The organism is Arcobacter pernae (assembly GCF_049472135.1).
Lineage (GTDB): Bacteria > Campylobacterota > Campylobacteria > Campylobacterales > Arcobacteraceae > Arcobacter_B.
The window spans coordinates 177,666-199,188 of the sequence record NZ_JBMOVV010000004.1 but is presented as its reverse complement, the minus strand read 5'-3'; the positions used below and the strand labels follow the sequence as shown (position 1 = coordinate 199,188).

20 protein-coding genes are annotated in these 21,523 nt (G+C 28.7%); all 20 read left to right on the top strand.

Annotated elements, in window-relative coordinates:
* Positions 1-3: 3 nt before the first annotated feature.
* The 20 genes from hypD to ACH5BF_RS06555 all read left to right on the top strand — a co-directional run bounded on the left by hypD (position 4) and on the right by ACH5BF_RS06555 (position 21,518).
* Positions 4-1,131, top strand: coding sequence for a hydrogenase formation protein HypD (gene hypD, locus ACH5BF_RS06650; protein ID WP_423273431.1), 1,128 nt, complete (start codon positions 4-6; stop codon positions 1,129-1,131).
* Between the two features lie 13 nt (positions 1,132-1,144).
* Complete coding sequence (hypE, locus tag ACH5BF_RS06645; RefSeq protein WP_423273430.1) at positions 1,145-2,140, top strand: hydrogenase expression/formation protein HypE; 996 nt, start codon at positions 1,145-1,147, stop codon at positions 2,138-2,140.
* A gap of 9 nt (positions 2,141-2,149) precedes the next feature.
* Positions 2,150-2,491: a hydrogenase/urease nickel incorporation protein HypA gene (gene hypA, locus ACH5BF_RS06640; protein WP_423273429.1), complete on the top strand. Its 342-nt coding sequence runs from the start codon at positions 2,150-2,152 to the stop codon at positions 2,489-2,491.
* Positions 2,492-3,194: 703 nt separating this feature from the next.
* Complete coding sequence (locus tag ACH5BF_RS06635) at positions 3,195-3,425, top strand: DUF6471 domain-containing protein (protein WP_423273428.1); 231 nt, start codon at positions 3,195-3,197, stop codon at positions 3,423-3,425.
* A gap of 4 nt (positions 3,426-3,429) precedes the next feature.
* Complete coding sequence (locus tag ACH5BF_RS06630; protein WP_423273427.1) at positions 3,430-5,664, top strand: HsdM family class I SAM-dependent methyltransferase; 2,235 nt, start codon at positions 3,430-3,432, stop codon at positions 5,662-5,664.
* 14 nt (positions 5,665-5,678) lie between these two features.
* Entirely contained in the window at positions 5,679-7,175 is a 1,497-nt protein-coding gene (locus tag ACH5BF_RS06625; protein ID WP_423273426.1) for a restriction endonuclease subunit S, read from the top strand.
* Positions 7,176-7,498: 323 nt separating this feature from the next.
* Positions 7,499-9,409, top strand: a complete 1,911-nt coding sequence (locus ACH5BF_RS06620) for a diguanylate cyclase (RefSeq protein WP_423273425.1) — start codon at positions 7,499-7,501, stop codon at positions 9,407-9,409.
* A gap of 118 nt (positions 9,410-9,527) precedes the next feature.
* Positions 9,528-10,643 (top strand): ABC transporter substrate-binding protein, encoded by a 1,116-nt coding sequence (locus tag ACH5BF_RS06615; RefSeq protein ID WP_423273424.1) that lies wholly within the window; start codon positions 9,528-9,530, stop codon positions 10,641-10,643.
* A gap of 122 nt (positions 10,644-10,765) precedes the next feature.
* Positions 10,766-11,662, top strand: coding sequence for a branched-chain amino acid ABC transporter permease (locus ACH5BF_RS06610; protein ID WP_423273423.1), 897 nt, complete (start codon positions 10,766-10,768; stop codon positions 11,660-11,662).
* Positions 11,662-12,708, top strand: a complete 1,047-nt coding sequence (locus ACH5BF_RS06605) for a branched-chain amino acid ABC transporter permease (protein ID WP_423273422.1) — start codon at positions 11,662-11,664, stop codon at positions 12,706-12,708. The genes ACH5BF_RS06610 and ACH5BF_RS06605 overlap by 1 nt, the downstream gene beginning before the upstream one ends.
* Positions 12,705-13,472 carry an ABC transporter ATP-binding protein gene (locus ACH5BF_RS06600; RefSeq protein WP_423273421.1) on the top strand — a complete coding sequence of 256 codons (768 nt, stop codon included), beginning with the start codon at positions 12,705-12,707 and terminating at the stop codon, positions 13,470-13,472. Before ACH5BF_RS06605 ends, ACH5BF_RS06600 begins: the two co-directional genes overlap by 4 nt.
* Positions 13,465-14,160 (top strand): ABC transporter ATP-binding protein, encoded by a 696-nt coding sequence (locus ACH5BF_RS06595; protein ID WP_423273420.1) that lies wholly within the window; start codon positions 13,465-13,467, stop codon positions 14,158-14,160. Before ACH5BF_RS06600 ends, ACH5BF_RS06595 begins: the two co-directional genes overlap by 8 nt.
* A 125-nt stretch (positions 14,161-14,285) precedes the next feature.
* Positions 14,286-14,693, top strand: a complete 408-nt coding sequence (locus ACH5BF_RS06590; RefSeq protein WP_423273419.1) for a TerB family tellurite resistance protein — start codon at positions 14,286-14,288, stop codon at positions 14,691-14,693.
* A gap of 56 nt (positions 14,694-14,749) precedes the next feature.
* Positions 14,750-14,950 carry a hypothetical protein gene (locus ACH5BF_RS06585; RefSeq protein WP_423273418.1) on the top strand — a complete coding sequence of 67 codons (201 nt, stop codon included), beginning with the start codon at positions 14,750-14,752 and terminating at the stop codon, positions 14,948-14,950.
* On the top strand, positions 14,943-15,152 hold the full coding sequence (locus ACH5BF_RS06580) for a hypothetical protein (protein WP_423273417.1): 210 nt from the start codon (positions 14,943-14,945) through the stop codon (positions 15,150-15,152). Before ACH5BF_RS06585 ends, ACH5BF_RS06580 begins: the two co-directional genes overlap by 8 nt.
* A complete protein-coding gene (locus tag ACH5BF_RS06575; protein WP_423273416.1) occupies positions 15,152-15,586 on the top strand; it encodes a prepilin-type N-terminal cleavage/methylation domain-containing protein in 435 nt (144 codons plus the stop codon). The genes ACH5BF_RS06580 and ACH5BF_RS06575 overlap by 1 nt, the downstream gene beginning before the upstream one ends.
* Positions 15,586-17,433: a primosomal protein N' gene (locus tag ACH5BF_RS06570; RefSeq protein ID WP_423273415.1), complete on the top strand. Its 1,848-nt coding sequence runs from the start codon at positions 15,586-15,588 to the stop codon at positions 17,431-17,433. The genes ACH5BF_RS06575 and ACH5BF_RS06570 overlap by 1 nt, the downstream gene beginning before the upstream one ends.
* 88 nt (positions 17,434-17,521) lie before the next feature.
* The gene (locus ACH5BF_RS06565) at positions 17,522-18,709 is read left to right on the top strand and encodes a tetrahydrodipicolinate N-succinyltransferase N-terminal domain-containing protein (RefSeq protein ID WP_423273414.1); all 1,188 of its coding nucleotides are present in this window, start codon (positions 17,522-17,524) and stop codon (positions 18,707-18,709) included.
* A 117-nt stretch (positions 18,710-18,826) separates the two neighbouring features.
* Positions 18,827-19,633: a substrate-binding periplasmic protein gene (locus ACH5BF_RS06560; RefSeq protein WP_423273413.1), complete on the top strand. Its 807-nt coding sequence runs from the start codon at positions 18,827-18,829 to the stop codon at positions 19,631-19,633.
* Between the two features lie 55 nt (positions 19,634-19,688).
* Positions 19,689-21,518, top strand: coding sequence for an ABC-F family ATP-binding cassette domain-containing protein (locus ACH5BF_RS06555; protein WP_423273412.1), 1,830 nt, complete (start codon positions 19,689-19,691; stop codon positions 21,516-21,518).
* The last annotated feature ends 5 nt before the right edge of the window (positions 21,519-21,523 follow it).

The window sequence follows — 21,523 nt, the reverse complement described above, 5'->3', positions numbered from 1 at the left end:
ACTATGGAAAAAGAACTAGAACTAAATGATTTATATGATGGATTTAGAAATCCAGATGCTATGAAAGCTTATGCAAAACTTGTAAAAGAAGATGCAAGTAAATTAGGCAAAACAATAAATATTATGGAAGTTTGTGGCGGGCATACCCATACTATTATGAAGTATGGAGTGCCACAACTTCTACCAGATAATATAAACTTTATTCATGGACCAGGATGTCCTGTATGTGTTATGCCAAAAGATAAAATCGATAGTGCATATACACTTGCTATGCAAGAAGATATTATCTTAGTTACTTTAGGAGATATGATAAAAGTTCCTGGAAGTAATGGAAGTTTACAAGATGCAAGAAGTAAGGGAGCTGATGTAAGGTTTGTTTACTCTCCAATGGATTGTATAAAAATCGCAGATGAGAACCCTTCTAAAACAGTAGTGTTTTTTGCAATAGGTTTTGAAACAACAACACCTATGACATGTTCACTACTAAAAAGTGTAATAGCAAAAGATATAAAAAATTTATATTTCCATGTAAATCATGTAACAGTTCCAGAAGTAATGGAAGTTTTAGTTCAAAGTGATGATTGTAAGATAGATGCTTTTTTAGGGCCTTCTCATGTATCAGTTATAAGTGGCTCTAAAATTTATGAACCTTTTCCTAAACAGTACAATAAACCCGTAGTTGTAAGTGGTTTTGAGCCTGTTGATGTAATGCAGTCTATTCATATGTTAATTAGACAGTTTGTAGAAAATAGAACTGATTTAGAGGTTGAGTATAAAAGACTAGTTTCTTTTGAGGGAAATCTAAAAGCTCAAGAGATGATTGATACATATTTAAAGAAAGTTACTTTTAAATTTAGAGGAGTGGGTGAAGTTCCTTTAAGTGGTTATGATTTAAAAGATGAGTTTGATAAATACAATGCAAAAGTTATATACAAAGATATTTTGCCAAAAGAGACACCAAAAGAAAACAAAGCTTGTAAGTGTCCAGATATTTTAAAAGGTGTAGCAAAACCAACTGATTGTAAAATCTTTGGAAATGTATGTACTCCTACAAATCCTGTTGGTTCTTGTATGGTAAGTAGTGAAGGTGCATGTGCTGCGTATTATAAATATGGTAATCTCTTAAAATAAGTAAAGGAAATAGATGAAGAAAGTTACATTAGCCCATGGAAATGGTGGAGCAGAAAATCAAGAGTTAATATCTAAGGTTTTTTATAAAGCTTTTGAAAATGAGACTTTAGCAAAAAGCGAAGATGCAGCTATTATAGATAATGGAAGATTAGCTTTTACAACTGATTCTTTTACTGTAAGTCCTATCTTTTTTAATGGAGCCGATATAGGAAAACTCTCTATTTGTGGAACTTGTAATGACTTAGCAATGATGGGCGCAAAACCAAAATATCTTACTTGTTCAGTGATAATAGAAGAGGGCTTTGAGATTGATAAGTTAGAAACTATTGTAAATAGTATGAAAATTGAGCTTGAAAAAAATGGTGCAAAAGTTGTGAGTGGTGATACAAAGGTAGTACCAAAAGGAAGTGTTGATAAGATATTTATAAATACTACTGGAATAGGTGAAGTTCAAAAAGAGGGTATTAGTTCAAACAAAGTATCAACTGATGATGTGATTATTGTAAGTCGTGATATTGGAGCTCATGGGGCAACAATCTTTGCTTCAAGAGAGGGTATGGATATGAATACTGATTTGCAAAGTGATTGTGCCTCTTTATGGCCTCAAGTAGAAGCTTTAATAAATGCAAACATAAACATAACAGCTTTAAGAGATGCTACAAGAGGTGGTTTAAGTGCTGTTTTAAATGAGTGGGCAGTTCAATCTGATATATGTATCGAAGTAAATGAAGAAGCAGTACCTGTAAAAGATGAGGTTAAGGGGTTATGTGAACTTTTAGGCTTTGATGCTATGAGCTTAGCAAATGAAGGTACGTTTGTATTAGCAGTAAAAAAAGAAGACGCAAAAAAAGCAATAGAGGTTTTAAGTAGTTTTGAAAATAGCTCAAATGCTTCTATTATTGCTGATGTTACAAAACAGTATGATAAAAAAGTAGTTTTAAACAGCCCTTGGGGAACAAAAAGATTTTTAGAGTTGCCAACTGGTGAACTTTTACCTAGAATTTGTTAGGAGATTTTTGTGCACGAATATAGTATAGTTCAATCCTTACTAGAGTCATGCGAAGAGCATGCAAAACAAAATGAAGCTAAAGAAGTTACAAAAGTAGTAGTAAAAATAGGTGTTTTATCAGGAGTTGAACCTGATTTATTAAAAACAGCTTTTGATACTTTCAAAGAGCAAACAGTTTGTCATAATGCTGATTTTATTATGAATATTCAAAAAATAATGATTGAGTGTTATAACTGTAATACTCAATCAGAACTTGAAAAGAATGAATTTTCATGTCCAAAATGCCAAAGCACAGACCTAAAAGTCCTTGATGGTGAGGATATGTTTCTTATGTCACTTGAAATGGAATAATCCGTAAGCCCTTAAAATAGGGGCTTTATAATTCTATCGTCTATCTCTTGTATTTAAAGAATATCAGGTATATCAATATTTGTTTCTTTTTCTATAACATTATCAAATACTATCTCAACGGGTGTTATATTTTATCCTCTATGGATTGAAATTTTGAAGTATGTTTTATAAATTCAAGTCTAACAGTTCCAGTTACACTATTTCTTTGTTTGGCTACAATTATTTCTACTTCCTCTATAGGCTAAGTTATAATTTGTATATTATCTTTATATATAATCTAGTAATTAAGCCGTACAGGTTTACTGTTAGTATCAGCCCAATGCGAACTTTTTTAGAATATTACTCAGCTTATTTTTCTGTCATTCTAGCTATCTTAATAATATTAAATGATCTAGCTTCATTTAATATAAAAGGTTAAGCCATAATTTAATCTTTTTATGTTTAATATTAGATAGTATGTCGTATATGACATAAAAATAATTTCGATATTTAATTATTATTGATTTTTATATAATTTTACTTCAGTTTTATTATACTATTGATATATTTATTATGAATCTTTCTATAACAGAATATATCTTTTATAAATAACATTAAAAATTCATTAATAGTAAATTTAAACATGTTGTATAGTTTCAAATAACAAAAATAAAGTTTTAAATTAGTCGAATTCGATGAGTTTAGAAATTGAGGATAAGATAAAATGCTAGAAAAAAATTGGAATGAACAAGCTAAGGGAATACTAAAAGCCCACTTAGCAAGGAAAAGTATAAAGTATCATGATTTAGCGCGTAAATTAAATGCTATGGGTATAGAAGAAAATCAAAACACAATAGCTACTAAGATTAGTAGAGGAGCTTTTAGCTTCGCTTTTTTTCTACAATGTATGGCTGCTTTAGGAATAAACAAAATAGACTTAAATATAGGAGAATAATAAAATGACAGCAATTAACGCATTCAAAGAATTTGATAATAAATATAAAAATATAAAAACTATAGACACGAATTGGTATAAGCAAGAATTAGGTGTTGTAACGAAAAAAGGCGTAAATGCTAATGCCTTTGATTCTAAAGGAGAACCATTAGAAGAGTACATTAGAGCAAGGTTTGTTTATATGCTAATTGCTACAGATAGATATAAGCCAGAAAATATTTGTGTTGAAGCAACACTACCTAAGGGAAATGGTGGTAAATCTATTGATTCTGATATTGTAATTTTTAAAGATAATAACTGGGTAGGTAAAGATTTTGGATCTTCTGAAATTAGGCAGAATATTCTTGTAATTATGGAAGCAAAAAGAAACAGTAAAAAAGAAAACATAGAGTCTGTTATCAATAAACAACTTAGAACAGCAATGAATGAATATGAAGGTAATCCAGAAAATGAAATAAACTTTGTATTTGGTGTGTATTTTGACGAGCAAAAAGATATTGTAATCTTCAAAAAAGAAAACAATCACCCTATAAAAAGATATGATAAAACAAAAATTATGGAAGACGATCCATATAATTTAGGGAACAGAGATCAATTAGAGTCCCTACCAACCTATTCTGATTTTATGGAAAACATAGAGAGATTCAAAGATAAATCAAAATTACTTATATCAGATCTTGAACCTATAGATCAAGATACTTTTGTTGATTTACTAGAACCTTTAAATAGAGCAAAAGATAAAATCGGAGTTTCTTTAGATATACATTCTTTAATTGTTGAATTTTTAACATATAAAGTATATGACGAAAAGAAAGCAAAAAAAGATAGTTCATATCTTAGATTTTATCTTGAGAAAAAAGAAGAAAACATTGCAACAGAAATTCAGAGTTTTAGGAGAAGAATTTATAGCCTTCAAAAAGAAGCACAAAATGATTATGAAACAATTTTAAGTAGTCCAATATTTACATATAATGAAAGAAATGGGAAGCTTCAACCAAACCACAAAGACGGTGAAGATTTTTTAAAAGAGCTTATTAAAGTAATGGAGTTTAAATCTATTTTAAATGCAAGTAATGAAAGTTTTAATCAAATTATTTTCAATAACTTTGGTTCTAGTGTTGATAAAGCTTTAGAGAAACAATTTTTTACACCTATTCCAGCTGCAAAAATGATTGTTCAAATGCTAAGACCTAATAAAGATGAAACACTTATAGATCCTTGTTCTGGAATATGTGATTTTCTTGCTGTTAGTTTTAGAGCTATGCACGACAAAAATTTACACTTAGAAGACATTGGAGAAGCTAAAAACCTTTATGGTTTTGATAAAGATAAAAAAGTTTTAAAACTTGCAGAGTTAAATCTTGTATTAAATGGAGACGGTGGAGCGAATATCCACCATATGAATTCTTTAACTGAAAAATTAGCTTCTAATGGAACAGTTATTCCTGAAGGAAATTTTAACTTTGACGAATATGATCTGATAGATTGGAGTCCAATAGGAAATAAACCTGAATTAAAAAAATTTAATTTGGTTGTAACTAATCCACCATTTGGTAAAGGTAGGGATTTAAAATTAGGTAAAGATAGCAAATGGGATATTCCAAAAAATGTAGCTAAATTATATGAAACATATTGGCTTAAATCTATGAAAGATTTTAAAGACCCTGATACTAAAAAAGTTATTCAAGGTTCAGCTGCAAACTTCATTTATAATAGCAATATCAACTATGAAAATGAAAGTGATTTTGATTTTCCTAAATCAATGGATATGGGAGTATTATTTCTTGAAAATGCAGTTAAGATTTTAGAGGAAGGTGGAAGAATGGCAATAGTTCTTTCTAATTCTATATCTTCCATAAAAGAATGGATAAATATTAGAGCATGGTTTATGTCAAAAATGAGACTAGTAGCAGCTGTTGATTTACCAGCTGGAACTTTTGGAGAGACAAGTGTTGCGACGACTGTTTTATTTGCATACAAGCCTAAGAATAAAGATATATTAAAATCTCAATACAAAGTATTTTCAAAAGAAATTAAAAATATTGGATATGAAGTTAAAACAAAAGATAGAATAGTAACTTTCCAGCCAAGCTTTTTAATTGACGAAACTACATTTGATATTGCTAAGGATAATGACGGAAATAAAGTATTACTAGAAGATTTTTCTACAACTATTGAAGATTTCTCAGACTGGTTAAAATTTCAAGAAGTAGAGCTTAGAGAAGCTTATAATGCTTAAACTGGAGGTGTATTATGCTTACAGACAAGAAAATTAAAACTTTTACAAGTGAACCTTATAATTTTATCTCTGGAGAGATTTTAGAAAGAAACTTTTCTTTTTCTCCTCAGTCACATAGGCAAATAAGTGTTCCTAGTGTAAATTATGTACCTTTATCAAGTTTAATTGAAAAGAAGCAAAAAGGGTTTGAACCAGGAAGTGCTGATTATATAACGTTTGGAGATAATCATTTTGTTAGAATATCAGAAATGAGTGATACTGATTTTACTTTTAGTATATCTAATCAAACAAAAAAACTTTTACCACAAGAAAAAGGAAGTTTAATTAATGAGGGTGATTTATGTTATCAAACAGCAAGTAATGTAGGGAATGTTTGCTTTTATTACGGTAAAAAAGCATTTTATAATAGTCATATTTTAAAATTAGAATTAAAAGAGGAAGATAAGTTTTATATATTTGGTATATTAAAATCTGCTTACAATAAAGAGCAAGTAGATATTGGCGGCTCTATTAAAGGCTTAGATAATTTTAGTGAAGATTTTCTAAACAATACTATGATACCAATGCCCAAAAATCAAGAAAGTAAAAAACTATTATCTTTAATAGTTCAAAATATTATAGATAAAGAGCAGCAAATCAAGTTAAAAAATAAAGAAATTAATTCATTAATTAAAAATGAACTTGAAACACATTCACATACTGAATTAAAAATGCCAGTATCCAATGAGGTATTACAAAATAATTTTAGATTTGATAGTGGACTGTACTCACCAGAATATAAAGCGATTAAAGAGTCAATAGAGTTTTATGAGGGAGGTTATTTTAATCTTTTAGATCATTACAATTCTAAAAGAGGACAAAATCTACAAGTTAGTAATATTGGAATAAGTATATATACAAATGAGAAAAAAGATAATTTTTATAGATTAGTGACTAATGTGGAATTTACAGAAGATAGAACTATCTCAACATTTAGATATTTAGGGAATAAAAAAGACTTAACTTTAATACCTAATGATTGTATTATGCTAAGTGCTGACGGTTCAGTTGGTCGTTGTATTTATGTTGACGATCTAGGAAAGACAATTACAAATATACACCCTTGGATTTTAACAGCTAAAGATAAAAATAGAGCAAAACATAAAAATATCTTTACGGCAATGTTTTTAGGTTATCTTAGAACTGTAGGTTATTATGAAAAAATTCAAGATAAATCAAATGGCGGTGGTATCAAAGCTCCGCATTTAGAGAATTGGATTAAGATTCCAGAGTTTCCAGATACTTTACAATGCATTATTTCAAAAAAATATCATAATAAAATAGATAGAAATAAAGATTTAACACTAGAAAACTATCTTGGAAAAGAAAAAGAAAGAAATGCAAAATTAGGAATATGGCAATTAAATATGGAGTTATTTGATCTCAAAGATCAAATAGAGAATTTAGTACATGATATAGTTTATGATATTGAAATTAAGATAGAAGATTATTTACAAAAACAAGAGGACTAAAACCCTCTTGTCTCCACAAATAGAACCTTTTTATCATTATACTGTAAATTTGATAAATTTAATTATTTTTATAAGTTTTGTATCTTTTTTAATATTGTAGGTTTATAAAAGATATATAGACCAAGGTGTTAATAAAAATAACTGAATTGTGTAGTATTTATTGAAATTTCTAATTTTTCTTAGAAAAAGCCATTATATGTATCTTATGAGTTTGGAGATGAATTAATATATATTTAAATTTATAACTGATATTCTTTTCATAACAAGTAAAAAATAATTTAAGGCTTTAGAAAAAATGTAAAATTTACATATAAAGAACAGTTATGAAAAAAATATTATTAGAGAAATTAATTTATAAAAACTACTTAAAAACTTCATTGACTTCACTTTTGTTAATTGAAGTTTTATTGATTATTATATACTTTGCAGTAAATAATAATATGACAAATACTAGTGTTAATTTTATATTAAAAGATATAAAAGAAAATACTTATGAACTTGTAGAGAGTCGTATTCAGAATCTTTCAAATAAATTTTCATATATTGAAAGCTTTACTAAAATCTTACAAAATGAACATGAATACTTTTTTGAAAATCAACACTTATATGAAAATAGAGGCAAGGAAGAGCTATTTAAATACTCTAAATATGGAGTATATTATAAGTATAAAAATAATGGTGGAAGTTCAGTAATATTATCAAGAGATACTAGTCTTACACCAAATCTGAAGAAAACCCTTTATGATACTGAGTATTTCGATAAAACATTAAAATCAATTGTTGAAAATGATAAGAGTATTATTGCTGCATATTTTAATTCTAAAGATAACTTTAGTAGATACTATCCTTTTATTCCAAAAGTTTATTCTGTTTTCCCAAAAGATTTAAATATGACTAATTATAACTTTTATAATAAAGCACTAATTCAAAGTAATCCAAGTAAAAAACCAGTTTGGACAGATGTTTATTTAGATCCTGCTGGAAAAGGGTGGATGATAAGTAGTGTAGCACCTATTTATAATGATGAAAAACTAGAAGGTGTTTCAGGTGTGGATGTTACAATAGATAGTTTTATAAAAGATTTTTTGAATATCAAACTGCCTTATGATGGAAAGTCTTTTATTTTAAGTTCAAATGGAAAAATAGTAGCAATGCCTAAAGGAATTGAGTCTATTTTAAATATTGATGAGGTTACAGCTTATAACTATAAAGATAGTTTGTTAATTGAAAAGACTATTTATAAATCTGATAAATTTAATCTTTTAAACTATCATGATAAAAAAGTTGCTGATAACTTTAAAAATATAATAGCTTCAAAACCTTATAGTCATAAAATGACTTTTGAAGGTAAAAACTATTTGGTATTTACTAAAAAACTTGAAAAAACTTCATGGCATATTATATCTTTAATACCAGAAGAGAAAATATTAGAAAAGATTAATAGTCTTAAAATGGATTATGAAAAGTTAGGATATTTAATCATAGCATGTATTCTTATTTTCTATTTTTTATTCTTTATCTTCCTTTACTATAAAGCAAAATGTTTAGTAAATGATATAAATAAACCTTTAATGAAAGTAATTGATTTAACAAGAAACATTGGTAAAACAAAAAACATTAGAAAACTTGAAAGATGTGGAATTGAAGAGATAGATAAGTTAAGTGATAATTTTAATCTAATGGCACAACAGTTAAATGATAGAACAAAAAAACTTGTTTCTTCTGAAACAAAAAGAGTATTAACAGAAAAACTTGCAAATACAGATACTTTAAGTGGAGCATATAATAGAAGATTTTTAAATGAATTTATAGAAGGTTATTTAAAGATTGTTAAAAGAGAAAAGAATAATTTTTCAATTTTATTAATTGATATTGATAACTTTAAAAAAATAAATGATAGCTTTGGACATGATATAGGAGATGATGTTATAAGAAACTTCTCAAAGTTCACAAAAAGTGCAATCAGAAAAAATGATTTACTTATTAGGTTTGGTGGTGATGAGTTTTTAGTTCTTTTACCAAATACAAAATTTGAAGATGCAAAAAATGTTGCAGAAAAAATCTCAAAGAAGATTTATAAAAGTAATCAAAATCTAGAAGAAAAGTATCATCATACAATTAGTATTGGAATTGCAAGTTATATTGAGAGTGATAATAGTATTGATGATATTATTATTAGGGCTGATAAGTCTTTATACAAGGCAAAAGCTAATGGAAAGAACAATATAGTATAAAATATACAAAAAAACGAATAAAATATGTAATTTTCCTATAAAAAATACATTTTAGTAAGCTAGTTTTATATAACTTTTACGTAAAATTGTAACATTGTTTTTAACAAAAGGAGAATTAATGAAAAAAGTATTAAGTTTAGCTCTTGCATCTGCCTTGACTTGTGGCGTTGCAATGGCAAAAGAGATTAAGGTTGGTGCAGTTATGCCAATGTCTGGTCCATTAGCAGCTTATGGACAAGTAACAAACCTTGGTGTAGAGCTTGCTCATAAACTACAACCTACACTTAAAAATGGAGATACTATTAAATTAGTATTAATCGATAATAAAGGTGATAAGGTTGAGACAGCAAATGCTACAACTAGATTAATCTCATCTGACAATGTTGTTGCAATTTTAGGTGCATTAACATCTACTAATACTGCTCAAACAATTGCTATTGCAGATAAGAAAAAAATTCCAGTAATTGCTTCAGTTGCTACTAATGATAGATTAACTGCAAGAAGAACTTTTGCAAATAGAGTTTGTTTTACTGACTCATTCCAAGGTGAAGTTGTTGCAAACTATGCTAAAGATCAAGGTTACAAAACGGCGGTAGTTGTAGTTGATCAAGCACAAGTTTATTCACTAGGTCTTGCAAAAGCATTCCAAAAAGCATTTAAAGATAATGGTGGAAAAATTGTAAAAGTTATAAAAGTTACTTCAGGAGATAAAGACTTTAAAGCGGTAGTTTCTCAAATCAAGAAAATTAACCCAGACTTTATGTTTATGCCTTTATATCACCCAGAAGCGTCAATGATTGCTAGACAATCTAAGCAATTAGGTTTAGATAAACCAATGTTCAGTGGTGATGGTGTTGCAAACCAAACATTTATTGACTTAGGTGGTGAGTCAGTAGAAGGTTACATGTTTACAGACTTCTTCGATTATACAAATCCTCCATCTCAAACTTCAGCTGAATTTGTTAAATTCCATGAAAAAGAGACTGGAAAAGCTGAAATGAACTCATTTACTGCTTTAGGTGCAGATACTTATAATATTTTAATTGACGCAATGAATAGATGTGAAGATCCAAGTGACTCTATTTGTGTTAACAATGAAATCAAAAAAACAACTGACTTTGATGGTGTTTCAGGAAAAATTACTATTAGTAAAGATGGTAATGCTACAAGATCAGCAGTTATTAAAGAGATTAAGGGTGGAAAAGCTAGCTTTAAAGCGACGGTTAACCCATAATACTTTAACTATTTATTTAAAAGTCTAGCAGCTGATGCTAGACTTTTTTTTTGCTATAAGAAAAGCAATGATATTACTTTTCTTATTGTAAAAGTGGATTTTTTACAAAATTTGGAGTTTCGATGGATTTATTAACATTTATGCAACAAATGGTAAATGGATTTTCTTTAGGGTCTATGTACGCATTGATTGCAATTGGGTATACGATGGTATACGGGGTTTTAAGACTTATTAACTTTGCCCACGGTGACATTATGATGGTTGGTGCCTTTTTAGGTTATGCTTTTTTAGCAATTTTTGAATTACCCTTAAGTATTGCGGTTTTATTGGCAGTTACTTTATCTGCTTTAGTTGGAATCTTAACAGATAAGATTGCCTATAAACCTTTAAGAGATGCACCTAGAATCTCTTTACTTATTACAGCTATTGGTATTTCATTCTTCTTAGAAAATGCCTTTACAGTTTTTGCAGGTGGAGTTCCTAGAGCATTCCCTGTTCCTGAATATATGGAAAATATTTTTAATGTAGCAGGAGTTACATTTACAGTATCTTCTATTATGGTTCCAGCTGTTACATTGGTTTTATTAATTGGAATTTTATATGTACTTTATAAAACAAAGTACGGTATGGCAATTAGAGCTTTATCTTTTGATTTTAAAACTGTAAATCTTATGGGAATAGATGCAAATATGATTATTGCATTAGTATTTGCTTTAGGTTCTGCCTTAGCTGCTGTTGGTGGTATCTTTTGGGTTGTTAATTATCCATCAGTTGAGCCTATGATGGGAGTACTTGTTGGACTTAAAGCATTTGCTGCAGCTGTTGTTGGTGGTATTGGTTCTGTAACAGGTGCTGTTTTAGGTGGATTTATTATTGGATTTACTGAAGTAGTTGTTATTGCATTTTGGCCTGAACTTGGTGGTTATAAAGATGCTTTTGCATTTATTTTCTTAATTTTAGTTCTTATTTTTAAACCAACTGGAATTATGGGTGAAGATTTAGAAAAGAGTAGGTTTTAATGATGAGCGATACTATATTTACAAAACAAAGATTAATCAATTTAAGTTTAATAGTTACAGCAATTTGGTTTACATGGTTCGCACAAGTAACTTTTGATGACTATACAGTAAGAATCATAAATAATGTTGCTATTTTTATAATTTTAGCAGTTTCATATAACCTTATAAATGGTGTTACAGGACAGTTATCACTTGAACCAAATGGTTTTGTTGCAGTTGGAGCTTATGTTACAGCAATTTTAACTTTAGATGCGGATACGATGCTTTATCAATACTATTTAGAAGATCCATCTGAGTGGGTTTTAGCACTACAAGCTGAGTTTGCATGGGCATTATTATTCGCAGGGATTATCTCTGCACTTTTAGCATTGACTCTGTCTTTTCCAGTATTTAGAGTAAGGGGAGATTATTTAGCAATCGTTACATTAGGTTTTGGTTTTATTATTAAAATCTTAGCTATTAATAATCCACAAATTACAAATGGTTCATTAGGTTTAAACGATATTCCTGAATATTCGAACCTTTATTGGACAGGTGGAATTGCCATTTTTGCTGTTGTTGCTATTTTAAATGTAATTTATTCAAAATATGGAAGAGCTATGAAAGCTGTAAGAGATGATGAAGATGCAGCTACAGCTATGGGAATTAATACATTTAAAACAAAAACATTAGCATTTTGTACTTCAGCATTCTTTGAAGGAGTAGGTGGAGGATTATTGGCTGCACTTTTAACTTCAATCAGTCCAGATTTATTTACATTCTTACTTACATTCCAGTTATTAATTATCATTATTTTAGGTGGTTTAGGTTCAACAACAGGAGCAATTTTAGGAACTATCTTTGTAATGGCAGGATTAGAATGGATGAGATTCCTTGATGAACCAATGAATATTTTTGGTTTCCAAACAGAAGGAACACCAGGTATGAGAATGGTTGTGTTCTCATTAGTTCTTATTGTTGTAATGCTTTTTGCAAGAGAAGGACTTATGGGTAAAAAAGAGTTATTTGATCTTAAGATTTTCAAGAGAAAAAAGGGGAGTAAATGATTTTAGAAGTATGTAACGTAACTAAGAAATTTGGAGGAGTTACTGCTATAAATGACACCTCTTTTCATGTAAACTCTAAAGAGATTTATGGTCTTATTGGTCCAAATGGAGCTGGTAAGACTACTATGTTTAATATTATTACAGGAAACTATGAACCAACTGAGGGTGCTATAAAATTTCATGGTCAAACATTAAATGGTATAAAACCTCATAAGATTGTACATAGAGGAATAGCAAGAACATTTCAAAATATTAGATTATTTAATTCAATGACAGTATTAGATAATGTTTTAATCGGATTTGATTATCAGGCCTCTTATACTTATCTTGAAGCAATGTTAAGATTCCCTAGATTCTTTTTGGAAGAGAGACGAATTAGAAAAAGAGCTTTTGAGATTATGGAAGTACTTGGAATTGCAGAGTTTGCAAATGAAATGGCTACATCTTTATCCTATGGGCAACAAAGAAAAGTGGAAATAGCAAGAGCCTTAGCAGCAGCTCCACAACTTTTACTTTTAGATGAACCAGCAGCTGGTATGAACCCACAAGAAACTCATGAATTAGCAGAGCTTTTCTTTAAAATAAGAGATGAGTTTGATGTTACAATCTTATTGATTGAACATGATATGAAGTTTGTAAATAAGCTTTGTGATAGAGTAATGGTTTTAGATTATGGAAAAACTATTTTTGAAGGTGATATAAAAGATGCCATTAAAGATGAAGAAGTTATAAAAGCCTACCTTGGAGATTTTAAACATGCTTAAAGTAAAAGATTTAAAAGTATATTATGGATTAATTAATGCGGTTAAAGGTATTGATTTTGAAGTGGGTGAGGGACAGATAGTTTCACTTATTGGAAGTAATGGTGCTGGTAAAACTTCTACATTACAATCAATTGTAAATGATGTTAAAAAAACTGGAAGCATTGTATATGTAGATAATGATATTTCAAAGATGAAAACTCACAAGATTATACAAAGCCATATTGCACTTGTTCCTGAGGGAAGAAGATGTTTTCAAAATCTAACTATTGAAGAAAACTTAAGAATGGGTGCTTTTAATAATGATGAAAAATATGAAGAATTATTAAAGCATATGTTTGAACTTTTCCCAAGACTAGTTGCAAAAAAAGGTCAGTTAGCTGGAACTATGAGTGGTGGTGAACAACAAATGTTAGCAATTGCTAGAGCTTTGATGTCAAGTCCAAAACTTCTAATGCTAGATGAACCTTCACTAGGACTTGCTCCTAAGATTGTAGGTGAATTATTTGAAATTATTCAAAAACTAAGAGATGAAGGTATTACTATTTTATTAGTTGAGCAAAACGCTTTTGCTGCTTTAGAAATCTCTGATTATGCTTATGTTTTAGAGAACGGTGAAATTGCCCTAGAAGGAAAAGGAAGTGAACTTATTGACTCTGATGAAATTAGAGCAAAATATCTAGGTGCTTAAACTTTAAAAAAGAAATAGTAGCTAAAATACGGCTACTATTTTTATAAACTATTATTTAACAACTATTAACTATCAGATAATATAATATTTATAATAATTAAAAAACTATTTAGGAATTTATGTAAATGCTATTAATGCAATTAGAAACAAAAGAGAAATTTTCATTTTTACAACTTGCTCACTATTTAGCAAGAATTGATAAAAACTTTGGAGAAAAAGAAGAAGAAATAATTTTAGAGTATTGTTCTGAAATGGGTATTGATAATATTGATATTTTTGATGAAGATAACTTTTGTTTGGAAACAGTATTAAGTCATTTTAAATCAAAGAAGAGCCAAAAAATAGTACTTCTAGAACTTATGATACTAATTCATATTGATAATAATTTTGATATAAACGAAAAAGAGTTTATTAAAAAAATTTGTGATAAATTTGAAATATCATTAGAAGATGCAGATGATTTTTCACAATGGGGTAAATCTGTAGCTATGTTATATCAAGTAGCAAAAATCTTTATAAATGAGAAAAAATAAGCATAACTACAATTCTTTAAACTTTCTTAGTAGGAAACTTTTGATAAAATCTCATTATGGAAATAATAGAGACATTAAATACTAAGCTTGATAAAATTTTACACGATTATGAAAGATTGAAATTAGAAAATCAGTCATTAAAACAAGAGTTAGAAACTCTTAAAAATGATAATGATGAATTAACTCGTAATAATCAAGATATGTTTCTAAGAATTGATAGTACTTTAACATTAACGAAGGCACGAAGAAGTGAATAAAGAAATTACATTTTATATTAATCACATGGCATATACTATCAATGTTGATGAGCAAATGGAAGCACAATTAACAAAATATTTAGAGCTAGATAAAGAGAATAATACAAAAGATTTATTAGCAGCTTATATAAGAATTACTCAAGAATATTCAACTTTTAAAAAAGAAGTTGAAAAAATATCAGATAAACTAGCAAGGTTTTAATGAAAAAAGCCTTTTCAATTTTAGAAATTATTATTGTCGTAGTTATAATTTCAATTATATTAAGTTTTGCCATAACAAAGTTTAACTTGATAAATGAAAACACAAATCTTACAAAATTAAAAGCTGATGTAGCTTTGATTCAAAATGGAATTACTAATTTAAAAAAACAAAAAGTTTTAAAAAATGATTATAATCAGATTGAAAAATTAGATTTAGCTTTAGATAATACAGCAAATGAAAAGCTTTTTTCAAATGTTTTACAATACCCTCTAAAAGCAACAAATAGCCATTTAAAAGAAGAGGGCTTTTGGTATAAGAAGTCACAAAATGAGTATTTATATATACTAAATTCAAGTAGTGAAATCTCATTTGAGTTAAAAAATGACTTCTTTACTTGTATAAAACCAAATAATATTTGTAAGGAGCTTTTTTAATGTATTATTATGAACTTGCCTTATTGAAATCTCCTTTAAATCCTTTGACTTATCAAAGTGAAAAGAGTTTAGCCCTTGGCTCAAAAGTCTTAGTAAAATTACAAAATAGAAAAAAACTAAATGAAGCTGTAGTAGTAAAAGAGGTTGAAAAACCAAGTTTTAAATGTGTAAATATTGAAGAGATTACAGATGAGTTTTACGATGAAAAGATGCTACAAGTAGCTAAATTTGTATCACAATATTATGTTTGCTCTTTAGGTGAAGCTTTAAGTGTTTATAGTCCTTTTACAAAAGAGTTTGAAAAAAGTATAGAGTTTGAAACTTTTGATAGTAAGATTGAATTATCAGCTGAACAGCAAGAAGCTTATAATTTTTTAAATGAAAAAAAACAAGCTTTACTTTTTGCAAATACGGGTGCTGGAAAAACAGAGATTTATATCAAAATTATTGAAGAACATTTAAATCAAAATAGACAAGCTGTTTTATTAATGCCTGAAATATCACTTACACCTCAAATGCAAAAAAGATTAGAAAAGGTTTTTGGAAATAGCGTTGCTATTTGGCATTCAAAAATCACTAGAAAGAAAAAAGATGAGATTTTACAAAAACTTCAAGTAGGAGAAGTAAAACTTATTGCTGGTGCAAGGTCAGCACTTTTTTTACCATATAAAGATTTAGGTTTAATTGTAGTTGATGAGGAGCATGATGAGTCTTATAAAAGTGATTCAAAGCCAAGACTTAATACAAAAGATTTATCAATTTATATGGCAAAAAAGTTTGATATACAACTTATTTTAGGAAGTGCAACTGTATCAGCAAGTTCTTTTGCAAAAATTCCATATTATAGACTTGATAAAACTTTTTATGATACTTCAAAGAGATATATTTTTGATGATGGGGAGTCTTGTTTGACTCCTAAAATTTTAAATAAAATTTCACAAACTTTAGACTCTTCAAATCAAGTAATTGTATTTTTACCTACAAGAGCTAACTTTAAGTATCAAATCTGTACTTCTTGTGGTAAATCAGTTGAGTGTCCTTATTGTTCTGTATCTATGAGTTTACATAAAAACGATTTAGCTTTAAAGTGTCATTATTGTGGTTATGCTCAACAAATACCAGATAGTTGTCCTTCTTGTGGCACGGGTATTATTCATAATCTAAGAGTTGGTACTGCACAAATAGAAGAAGAGTTAAAAGAGATATTCCCAAATAAAAATATAAAAAGATTTGATAGAGATGAAATAAAAACAAATAAGCAGTTAAAAACTGTATTAAATGATTTTAACAAAGGTGAAATTGATATTTTAGTTGGAACACAAATGCTTTCAAAAGGGCATGATTACCATAATGTGAAGCTTGCAGTTGTTTTGGGAATAGATTCTGTTTTAAATATGAATTCATATAAATCAAGGGAAAAAGCTTTGTCATTACTAATTCAAATTTCAGGTAGAAGTGGAAGAAAAGGTGATGGGGAAGTAATAATTCAGACGAAAAATGAAGAGTTTTTTGATTATTATCTAAATGAGTCTAATTATAAAGAGTTTTTAGAATCAGAATTAGAGTTTAGAGAGGAATTATACCCTCCATATTTAAAGCTTTCAAAAGTTATTTTTTCTCATACAAATGGTATAAAAGTAAAAGAAGAATTAGATAAATATGTAAGAATTTTAAAATCAAATCCAAATATTGAAGTTGTTGGTTTTGGCCAGTGCGCTATTTTTAAGATGGCAAATAAATATAGATATGAAATAGTTTTAAGGTCAAAAAATGTTAAAGCTATGCTTGAAGCACTACATAGTGTTACCTCTGTTATGGCTACTATAGATATGGACACTATTTATTAAATAAAGATTTAATTATCAAGAAATAGGATTATTTTAATCTTATATTAGTAAAGTTATTGTATAATCGGCAAAATTTTTAGGAGACATTATGGCTTATACAAAAGAAGATTTCAAGAAATTAGTAGAAGACATTCAAGGTCAAGAGTGGTATAAAAACCCTGTTGGTTTTGGTATTGCAAGAATTGACAGAGGGCAAGCAAACCCTGAAAAAGTTCTTCAAGCAACTTACCCATTAATTAACTGGGAAGAAAACTATGGAAGTGCGGCGGTATTATTAAATGCACTTAAAGTAGCTGGAGAAAATGTTGATACTTCAAAATCAGAATTAGTTTGTAAACTTTCTGATACTTTCTTAGCTGAATGTGTAGAAGCATTTAGACCTTATATCCCTGAAGCAAAGGGTGAAGCACACAAAAATGTTCAAGTTATTTCAACATTAGCTTCATTACCAATTGATTCTGGATTAACTGCTGAAGATTATAGAGTTGTATTTATTTTTGAAGATGCAGCAGTAGAGTCTGTAGAAGCAGCTTACTTAAAATTATATGCTTTATCAACTGGAAAAGCAGCTTTAAGATCATTAAACTTAAATGGAATCTTTGGTGCATTACATAATTGTGCATGGGTTGGAAACCAACCAATTGAATTAGACTGGTTAAGAGAAAATGAAATTGCATTAAAATTAGCTGACAAATGGCCAACTATTGATATGGTTGATAAATTCCCAAGATTCTTATCTCATGTAATTCCTGCAGATAACACAAGAATCTTAGAGACTTCAAAAGTTAGATTTGGAGCTCAATTGGCAGCTGGAACAACTGTAATGCCAGGTGCTGCTTACATTAACTTCAACGCTGGTACTGAAGGTGCTGTTATGGTTGAAGGTAGAATTTCATCATCTGCTAAAGTTGGAGCTGGTTCTGACGTTGGTGGTGGTGCTTCAATTCTTGGTGTATTATCAGGAACTGATGGTGTACCTGTAACTATTGGAGAGAACACATTATTAGGTGCTAACTCTTGTACTGGGACTGCTATAGGTGATGGTTGTATCTTAGATGCTGGTGTAACAATTTTACCAGGAACTAAAATTAGCCTATCTGAAAAAGCTGTTGAGCAGTTAAAAGAAATAAACCCAGATAAAGAGATCTCTACTTCTATGAAAGGAAGCGATTTCTTAGGAGTAAACGGAGTTCACTTTAGAGTTAACTCTACAACTGGTCAAACAATTGCAATGAGATCGACTAGAGAAGTTAAATTAAACGCTGACTTACACTAGTATAAAAATTACAGTTTAACTAAAACACTTAAAAGGACAAGAGAAATCTTGTCCTTTTTTTATTTATACTAATATAAATATGCTATAATTTTTAAAATTTTATAGGATAATCAAATAGTGAAACTTCAAAAAATAATACTTCTAATATTTATCACATTAAACTTTTCATATGCAAATAAACTTATCATGGGATATAGAGAAGATGAAAGAAAACCTTTAATTGGTGGAGTAAAAGATAATACAGGTTTATATTTAGAACTTTATTCTCTAGCTGCTAAGAGAATTGGTTATGAGCTTGAAGTTGTACGAAAACCTAAAAAAAGAATTTTATTAGAGATGAAACAAGGTAAAATAGATTTTTATCCAGGATTTACTTTTACAACTCCTCGAACAAAATTTAGCTATTTTATGGAAAATGGTTTACCTGGTGGTGATGTTGGTATTTCTTTAAAAGAGTTTCCAGATATAAAAAGTTTTAATGATTTATTAGGACAAAGGGTATTAGTAGCTGCTGGTGGTCCTACTGAAGCTAGATTAAGTGAACTAGATCATATTAAACTTCATAGAGTGCCAAGGTTAAGTATAGAAAAGGCTTTTAATCTTATAAAATTAAAAAGAGACGATTTTTATGTTTATAATAAATCTTCAATTGATTACTATATAAAAATGAACAATATAGATTATCTAAAAGTTCATAAAGATTGTTGCGGTGGATATAAGCCTATGTATTTAGGTTTCTCTTTAAACTCTGACAAATTTTCATATTTTAAAAACCCAAATTTTGATAAATCTAAAAAGGTTTCTATAGAAAACCTTCCAATAGTTATTGATAAAGCAAGTGTTGCTTATAAGTTTCAAAAAGCTTTGGAAAATATGCAAAAAGAAGGTATAACACAAAAGCTATATGAAAAGTACTATAATTAATCTCTAACTTATAATTTCATATAATCTGTCCTTAATTTCATAGAAAAGAAGATTAATGATAGAACTTTCAAATATTTCAAAAAGCTTTGCAAACAAAGAGTTATTTACAAATTTAAATTTTAGACTAAATAAAGGTAATAAAGTAGGTTTAGTCGGTAGAAATGGTAGTGGTAAATCTACTTTGTTTAAAATCATTTTAGGGGAAGAACATCCAGATGATGGAGAGATAAATATTCCTAAAGGTTATAAAATAGGAGCTTTAAAACAGCACTTAGTATTTACTGAAAATACAGTAAGACAAGAGGGAGCTACTGCTTTAAATGAGGAAGATAAATATAATGTATACAAAGTAGAAAAAATCCTTTTTGGATTAGGCTTTTCTCAAGAAGACTTAGATAAGTCACCTCAAAGCTTCTCAGGTGGTTATCAAATTAGAATTAATCTTGCTAAACTTCTTGTAACACAACCAAATTTATTACTTTTAGATGAGCCTACAAACTATTTAGATATTGTATCTTTAAGATGGCTAAAAGGTTTTTTACAATCTTTTGAAGGGGAAGTAATTATTATTACTCACGATAGGGACTTTATGGATAGCGTAACTACACATACAATGGGTCTAGTTAGAAGAAACCTAGAAGTTATTCCTGGAAACACACATAAATTTTATGCTCAATTAGAAGCAAATGATGAACACTATGAAAAACAAAAAGCTAGTAATGAAAGAAAGAGAAAAGAGTTAGAAGAGTTTATTGCTAAGAATAAAGCAAGAGCATCAACAGCAGCACAAGCTCAATCAAAACAAAAAGAGCTTGATAAAATGGAAGACTTTGGAAGTTTACAAAATGAAGCTACTTTAGATTTTGATTTTAATTATAAAGATACACCTTCAAAAGTTTTATTAGATGTAAAAGATGTTTCATTTGGTTATGATGAAAATAATTTACTATTTAAAGATATATCTTTTGCTTTAAAAAAGGGTGAGACTATTGGAATTATTGGTAAAAATGGTAAGGGTAAATCTACACTTTTAAATACTATAGCAGGTGAATTAAAGCAACTTAGTGGAACAATTGATTTTCATACATCAACAACATTGGGGCATTTTGGTCAAACAAATATAGACCATTTAAATCCAAATAATACAATAATGGATGAGATTTATTTAGGAAATTCTAAATTAGCTGAAGCTAGTGTTAGAGGAATTGCTGGATCTATGATGTTTAGTGGTGATGATATAAATAAAAAAATCTCTCTTTTATCAGGTGGAGAGAAAAGTAGGGTAATGCTTGGAAAGATACTTGCAACTGATGTTAACTTACTTTTCCTCGATGAGCCTACAAACCATCTTGATATGCAATCAATTGATGCTTTAATAAAAGCTATAAAAAACTTTAAAGGTTCATGTTTGATAGTTACTCACTCAGAAGAGCTTTTAAGAGAAGTTTGTGATAGTCTTATTATCTTCTCAAAAGGAACAGCTTCTTATTTTGATAGAGGATATGATGAGTTCTTAGAGAAAATCGGTTGGGAAGAAGAGGAAGAAGAGAAAAAAACTAAAGCAGCTCCAAAAGTAAATAAAAAAGAAAACAAAAAGCTAAGAGCACAGATAATACAAGAAAGAAGCAAAAAAACTTCACCTTTAAAGAAAAAACTAGAAAAATTAGAAAATGAAATCATGGAACTTGAAGATGAAGTTAGTACTCAACAAGAAGAGCTTATAAAAGCTTCAAATGAAGGTGATAATAGCAAAGTAATAGAGCTTTCTCAAATAGTAACTAAAAATGAAAAGCAAGTTGAAGATATGTTTGAACAGCTAGAAATAACTCAACATGAATTAGATGAAATAGAAGAAGAGTATCAGCAAAAGCTAGATGAAATTTAATTATT